This is a genomic window from Pseudomonas sp. KK4 (assembly GCF_001984065.1).
Lineage (GTDB): Bacteria > Pseudomonadota > Gammaproteobacteria > Pseudomonadales > Pseudomonadaceae > Aquipseudomonas.
The window spans coordinates 1-6,897 of sequence record NZ_LYVP01000185.1 but is presented as its reverse complement, the minus strand read 5'-3'; the positions used below and the strand labels follow the sequence as shown (position 1 = coordinate 6,897).

5 protein-coding genes are annotated in these 6,897 nt (G+C 62.4%); 3 read left to right on the top strand and 2 right to left on the bottom strand.

The features are described from left to right. The first annotated feature begins 387 nt into the window (after positions 1-387). Both B0W55_RS28130 and B0W55_RS28125 read left to right on the top strand, forming a co-directional pair. On the top strand, positions 388-648 hold the full coding sequence (locus tag B0W55_RS28130) for a hypothetical protein (RefSeq protein WP_077049173.1): 261 nt from the start codon (positions 388-390) through the stop codon (positions 646-648). A gap of 232 nt (positions 649-880) precedes the next feature. Further along, positions 881-3,328, top strand: coding sequence for a TonB-dependent receptor (locus B0W55_RS28125; protein ID WP_077049172.1), 2,448 nt, complete (start codon positions 881-883; stop codon positions 3,326-3,328). Positions 3,329-3,454: 126 nt separating this feature from the next. On the opposite strand, the gene B0W55_RS28120 is transcribed toward B0W55_RS28125, so the two are convergent. Both B0W55_RS28120 and B0W55_RS28115 read right to left on the bottom strand, forming a co-directional pair. Next, positions 3,455-4,504, bottom strand: coding sequence for a nitronate monooxygenase family protein (locus B0W55_RS28120; RefSeq protein WP_077049171.1), 1,050 nt, complete (start codon positions 4,502-4,504; stop codon positions 3,455-3,457). A 162-nt stretch (positions 4,505-4,666) separates the two neighbouring features. Next, on the bottom strand, positions 4,667-5,338 hold the full coding sequence (locus B0W55_RS28115; RefSeq protein ID WP_077049170.1) for an MOSC domain-containing protein: 672 nt from the start codon (positions 5,336-5,338) through the stop codon (positions 4,667-4,669). Between the two features lie 113 nt (positions 5,339-5,451). Here B0W55_RS28115 and B0W55_RS28110 point away from each other — a divergent pair, with 113 nt between their 5' ends. Further along, on the top strand, positions 5,452-6,333 hold the full coding sequence (locus B0W55_RS28110; protein WP_077049169.1) for a LysR family transcriptional regulator: 882 nt from the start codon (positions 5,452-5,454) through the stop codon (positions 6,331-6,333). Positions 6,334-6,897: the final 564 nt, after the last annotated feature.

The window sequence follows — 6,897 nt, the reverse complement described above, 5'->3', positions numbered from 1 at the left end:
GTGTGGGGGCGGGCTTGCTCGCGAAAAGGCCATCAGCTTCAACAATCCTGGTGGCTGATACACCGCTTTCGCGAGCAAGCCCGCTCCCACAACAGGTCAATGTCGGGATGCAGTTCTGTGTTCACCGCAAGTCCCTGTGGGAGCTGGCCTGCCAGCGATGGGGCCCTCAACCACAGCCACCGGGCCGACCATCACTCCCATCGATATTCACCATCGCCATGAATGCCTTCCGCCCCGCCGCCGTCAGCGTAGGATCAGCTTCAACCCCACAGCAAACCCTGAAGCGGAGGGTCGAATCATGCTAGTTCATCTCCTGACCTGTCTGGCCCTGACGGCCTTCTCGTTGAGCGCATTTGGCTGGTTCGTCCTTTCCGAGGAGCGCACGTCATGATCACCCAAGTCACCCTGTCCGTGAGCTTCCCGGTCTTCGGCAACAATTATTACTCGCAGACTTTCGAGTCTCGTAAAGTGTTGACCCTGGTATTCGACGAAAAATTCGAAGCCCTGCTGATTCCATCCGCCGAACATCACTTCAACAACGAAGTGGTCGGGCTCAACGATCAGTTCCGCTTCCTCAACGACGTACTGGCCGAGCATTTACTGGCCACCGAGTTCGCCGCGACCGCCCGTCGCAATCACTATTCCTGAGCCCATCGCCCAAAGCCCCGAGGCCTCGACGGCCTCCAGCAGGACCCTGAACTTCCCGTGCCTTGCTCCCCATTACCCTGAACGGTGACGGGGAGCTTTTTTTTGCGCGCTGCGCCACCAACCGGCAGGCCCGCGGTCCGCAAATATTTTCAGTTTTCCCTGATACCTTTTCCGCGGTCGTCCGGTGTGTAGAGGAATTCTCATTATTCTTCGCATCCCACAGGCATGCCGCATGACTTCCAGATCGTCGCAGTTCCGCTTCGCCCGCCTCCCCATGAATGCCCTCAGTCTGGCCGTCGCCCTGTCCGCCATGGTCCCGGTGCACAGCGCACTGGCCGACGGCACCAGCCAGAACACCGCCACACGCAGCTATACCATCGGCCCGGGTTCCCTGGCCGGCGTGTTGGCGCAGTTCGCTGTGCAATCAGGGGTGCTGCTGTCGTTCGATGCCAACCTGCTCGATCACCAGCAGAGTGCGGGCCTGCAGGGCAATTACAGCGTGCAGAGCGGTTTCGCCCGGTTGCTGACAGGCAGTGGCTTTTCGTTGGTCAACACCGGTGCCGACAGCTACACCGTGGCGCCACAGGTCGACAGCGGCACGGCGCTGGAGCTGGGTGCGACCACGGTCAATGGCGTCAGCAGCGAAACGGCCGATACCTATGCCGGCGGTCAGGTCGCCCGCTCGGCGCGACTGGGTGTGCTGGGCGATCGCAGCATCAACGACGTGCCGTTCAGCGTGGTCAGCTACACCGCCAAGACCATCGAGGATCAGCAGGCGCGGACGGTCGGCGATGTGTTGCTCAACGACGCCTCGGTGCGCCAGTCGGCGGGTTTCGGCAACTTTTCCCAGGTGTTCACCATTCGCGGCTTGCCGCTGACCACCGACGACATCTCGTACAACGGCCTGTACGGTGTGTTGCCCCGGCAGATCATCACCACCGAAGCGCTGGAGCGGGTCGAGCTGTTCAAGGGCCCGAACGCTTTCATCAATGGCGTGGCGCCGGGGGGCAGCGGGATTGGCGGCAGCGTCAACCTGGTGCCCAAGCGCGCCCAGGACACCCCGACCCGCAGCGTGACCCTCGATTACGCCAGCGACACCCAGGCCGGCGGGCACATCGACCTGGGCGAGCGCTTCGGTGAAGACAACCGCTTCGGCGCGCGGGTCAACCTCGCCCGGCACGGTGGCGATACCGCCGTCGATGACGAGTCGGAGCACTCGCAACTGATCGCCATCGGCCTGGACTATCGCGGCGAGCGCCTGCGGGTCTCCACCGACCTGGGCTATCAGAAGCAGCGCATCAACAACGGCCGCGCCGTGGTCTACCCCACCGGCACCCAGGTCCCGCACGCGCCGTCGGCCAAGGACAATTACGCCCAGGACTGGAGCTGGTCGGAGCTGGAAGACACCTACGGCATGGTCAACGCCGAGTACGACCTCAACGACAACTGGACGGCCTACGCCGGCGGCGGCGCCAAGCACACCCGGGAAAACGGCGAGTATTCGTCGTTGTACGTGGGCAACGACGGCAGCGGCAAAGTCGGCTTTCTCTATTCGCCCCATGACGAAGACAACAAGAGCGTCATCGCCGGCCTGAACGGTCACTTCGCAACCGGGCCGATCACCCATCAGATGAACTTCGGCTTGTCCGGCACCTGGGGCGAGCAGCGCTCTGCGTTCGAGGCGATCCTGGTGGCCAACCGGGTCAACGGCAACCTGTACAACCCGGTGCAGGTGCCGCGCCCGACCAATACCTACTTCGGCAGCGATGTGCATGACCCGCGCATCGTCGGCAAAAACCGCATCAAGAGTGCCGCGGTGTCCGACACCCTGGGCTTCATCGATGACCGCGTGCTGCTGACCCTGGGCGTGCGTCGCCAGACCATCGAGGTCGATGCCTGGAACACCACCAGCGGCGCGCGTTCGGCCAACTACGAAGAGTCGATCACCACCCCGGTGTACGGTCTGGTGATCAAGCCCTGGGAGCATGTGTCGTTCTACGCCAACCGCATCGAAGGCCTGCAACAGGGACCGACCGCGCCGGCCACTGGCGTGACCAACCCCAACGAAGTGTTTGCGCCCAACCGCAGCAAGCAGACCGAGGCCGGGGTCAAACTCGATTGGGACAGCTTTGGCGCGACCCTGGGCGTGTACCGCATCGAGATGCCCAACAGCTCGACCTCGACGGTCGGCGGCAGCCGCCTGCCGACTTTCAGTGTCGACGGCGAGCAGGTGAACAAGGGTGTGGAATTGAACGTGTTCGGCGAACCGCTGGACGGGCTGCGCCTGTTGGCCGGCGCGACCTGGATGGACACCGAGCAGAAGAAAACCTCCAATGGCCTCAACGATGGTAATCGCGCCGCCGGCGTGCCGCGCTTCCAGTACAACCTGGGTGCGGACTGGGACGTGCCGGGCATTCAAGGCGCGGCGCTCAATGGCCGCCTGTTGCGCACCGGTGGCGAGTACGTCAACGCTGCCAACAGCCTGAGCATCCCCGCCTGGACCCGCGTCGACCTCGGTGCCCGCTACGGCTTCAAGGCCGACGACAAGTACATCACCCTGCGCGCCAACGTCGAAAACGTGGCGAACAAGGCCTACTGGTCTTCGGCATCGACCGCCAACAACTACCTGACCCAGGGCGAGCCACGGACGTTGAAGGTGTCGGCGACAGTGGATTTCTAAACCTGCACCAATCCCCTGTAGGAGCGAGCTCGCTCGCGATAGACCCGAGAACGACGCGGGGTTTCAGGTGCCCAGCGTTATCGTTGACGTGCATCGCGAGCAAGCTCGCTCCTACAGGGGATGGCGTCAGGCTTTGAGTTCGGCGGCCAGCAGATTGATCAAGGCTGCTGCCGGCATTTCCCGGGCCAGCGGTGCGCCCTGCCCGGCCCATTGCACGGCGAAATCGGTGTTGGCCTTGGCCGCTGCTGCAGCGTTGAGTGCTTTGTTGGCGTCGTAGGCGGTCGGGTAGTCGGGCAACGCTACACCTGAAGCCTCAAGCGCGGTGAAGTTGCGGTTGACCATGCCCCGCGCCGGCCTGCCGGAGATGACGCTGGTGACTTGGGTCTGGTGCGCGCGCGGACCTTTGAGGGCTTCGCGGTAGGCGGCGTTGGCGCTGGATTCGGGGCACAGGATGAACGCGGTGCCCAACTGCGCGGCACTGGCGCCCAATTGCAGGACCGCCTTGATGCCGGCGCCGTCCATGATCCCGCCGGCCGCGATCACCGGCAGCTGACAGGCGTTGGCCAGCACTCGCACCAGGGCGAAGGTGCCCATCTCGCTGTCCTGCTGCGGATCGAATACGCCGCGATGACCGCCCGCCTCAAAACCCTGGGCCACCAGCGCATGCACACCGGCGCGTTCGGCCTGCCGGGCTTCGGCCAGGCTGGTGACCGAGCACAGCAGGACGATACCGGCGTCCTTCAGCGCATCGATGGCCGACTGCGCGGGCAAGCCGAAATGGAAACTGACCACCGCCGGTTTTTCTTCCAGCAACATCTGCAGCATGCCGGCGTCCGCGACGAAGGAGGTGTAGATCTCGCGCAGCGCAGTGGGTGCCGGGGCGTCGAACTCGGTAAAAAACGGCGTCAGAAATGTCAGCCACTGCGCTTCGCGGGCGGCGTCCTGTACGGCCGGTGCGTGGCAGAACAGGTTCACGTTGAAAGGCTTGTCGGTCAGGGACGCGGTCTCACGCAGCATGGCCCGCGCCTGTTCGACGTTGCTCGCGCCAATGCCGATGGCGCCGAGCCCGCCGGCGTTGGACACCGCTGCGGCGAGCTTCGGCGTGGAGACGCCGACCATGGGCGATTGAAGGATAGGCAGTTCGATGTTCAGCAGGGACAACAGGGGAATGGACATGACAGCACCTGAACAGGATGGGTGAAGGTCACGCTGGAGCGCACCTCGCGTGGGCCAAGGTAGGGCAACCAGTCGATCGTGTAAAATGATAATAAGTGAAGCTATGAATCATTATTAATGAATTATAACCGCCGGTTGTGTAGGCGCGAGGCTTGCCCGCGCTCAAGAGGGCGCCCGATGTTGCAGGTATTTCGCCCGCTCATTGAGGCGGCGCTTCCAGTCCTCGGCCAAACCCGGGGTGGCCGCCAACGCCAGCAAATCCTCGATCTGCGGCCGGTGCGACAGCTGCACCTGCCAGAACCCATCAATGGAAAAGCGCTCGGTGTGGCGCTCCAGCAGTTCGATGCAATCCCCCGCTTGCAGCCAGCCCGGTTGCAGCACCCGGTAATACCAGCCGGTAATGCGCTCCCGGGCGACGAACATCGACAGGTGTTCGGCATCGAAACGGTGATTGATTTTCCAGCACGGGCTGCGGGGTTGGGACACCTGCAACACGCTGCTGCCGACCTGGAACACATCGCCGATGTGCACACTGCATTCCGAAAGGCCGAACGCGGCGATGTTCTCGCCGAGGCTGCCCGCCACCAGTTGCGGTGCGCTGTCAGCGAAGGCGTGGGCCAGTCGCTGGTAATTTTGCGTGGCGTATTGATGAACGGCTTTTTCCGGGCCGCCGTGCACCCGGGTGTCGCCGTGCTGGTCACCGACGATGCCGTGCAACTCCACGCGCACCGGCATCGTGTGCGGCTGTTTGAAGATGCCTGTGCGCTGTCCCTCGGGTTGCAATACCCCGAGGCCGCCGGCGAAGACATGGTCGATTTTCGTCATCAGTGCCATTGGTCGAACTGCTCGGTGAATGGGTTTTGGTCACTTTACTCATCGCCGGGAACAGCCGTAAAGTGATCGTTAAATATGTCCATAATCACTTTTAGAGATGGATGAAAATAAGAATGGAAATGCGCCAACTGAAGATTTTCTGCGCCGTGGCCGAGCTGGGCAGCTTCACCGCCGCAGCGTTGCAGGTGAACACGGTGCAATCGAACGTGACCATGCGCGTCAAGGAGTTGGAGGCCGAGCTCAACCGTGAGCTGTTCATCCGCAAGAAGTCCGGGGTGGTGTTGACCTCGGCGGGGGAAACGTTCCTCGGCTACGCGCGGCGCATCCTGCAGCTGACCGACGAAAGCCGCAGCGCCCTGATGGACACCGGCAGCCCGACCGGGCTTTTGCGCCTGGGCTCGATGGAAACCACCGCCGCCATCCGTTTGCCCCAAGTGCTGACCAAGTACCGCGAGCAGTTTCCCGACGTGCAATTGTCGTTGCTGACCGGCACCACGGTGGAGTTGATCAAGGCCATCGAAGCCCATCGTCTCGACGGCGCCTTTGTCGGCGGTTTTCACCAGAATTCGGCATTGGTGCAGGAGGAGGTGTTTTGCGAGGAATTGGTGCTGGTCAGCAGCAATCAGTTCGACACGTTGCCGGCGCTGATCGACAAGATGCCTCAGCAAACGGTGCTGGTGTTCCGCACGGGCTGCTTCTATCGCTCGACCCTGGAGAACTGGTTCTATCAGGTGGGCCTGGTGCCCAATCAGATCATGGAGTTGGGCACCCTCGACGGCATCCTGTCCTGCGTCGCCGCCGGCATGGGCGTGACCTTGCTGCCCAAGGCCATCGCCGAAAACTGCAGCGTGCGCCACGCGATCCGCTGCCACACGTTGCCGGCGCAATTCGCCAATGTCTCCACCGTCTTCATCCGCCGCAACGACTCGATGATCACCTCGGCGATGAGTGCGTTCATTGGATTGGCGCAACAGCAAATCGCCCGGCCGGCCTGATTTTTGCGACTGCTGCGCAGCCGGACGGGAGCAAGCTCCCTCGCCACAGAAGCAGGTGGGGAAGGAACACTACCATCCCCTCACCACAAAAAAGCAGGTTCGGCAGAAACACATCATCCCCTCACCAAAAAAAGCAGGTTCGGCAGCAACACACCATCCCCTCACCAAAAAAAGCAGGTTCGGCAGAAACACACCATCCCCTCACCACAAAAGCAGGTGGGGCAGTCACACCGCGTTCTGACCGCCACCATCCATTGTGGTGAGGTGATGGGTGGTGTCCCTGCCCCACCTGCTTCTGTGGTGAGGTGATGGGTAGTGTTCCTGTTCCACCTGCTTCTGTGGTGAGGGGATGGTGTGTTTCTGCCCCACCTGCTTCTGTGGTGAGGTGATGGGTATTCCTGTTCCACCTGCTTCTGTGGTGAGGTGATGGGTAGTGTTCCTGTTCCACCTGCTTCTGTGGTGAGGTGATGTGTAGTGTTCCTGTTCCACTTGCTTTTGTGGCGAGGGAGCTTGCTCCCGCGGGAGTGTCAGTTTTTTTGTGTGCGGGCCGGTAGCGGCCTGCCG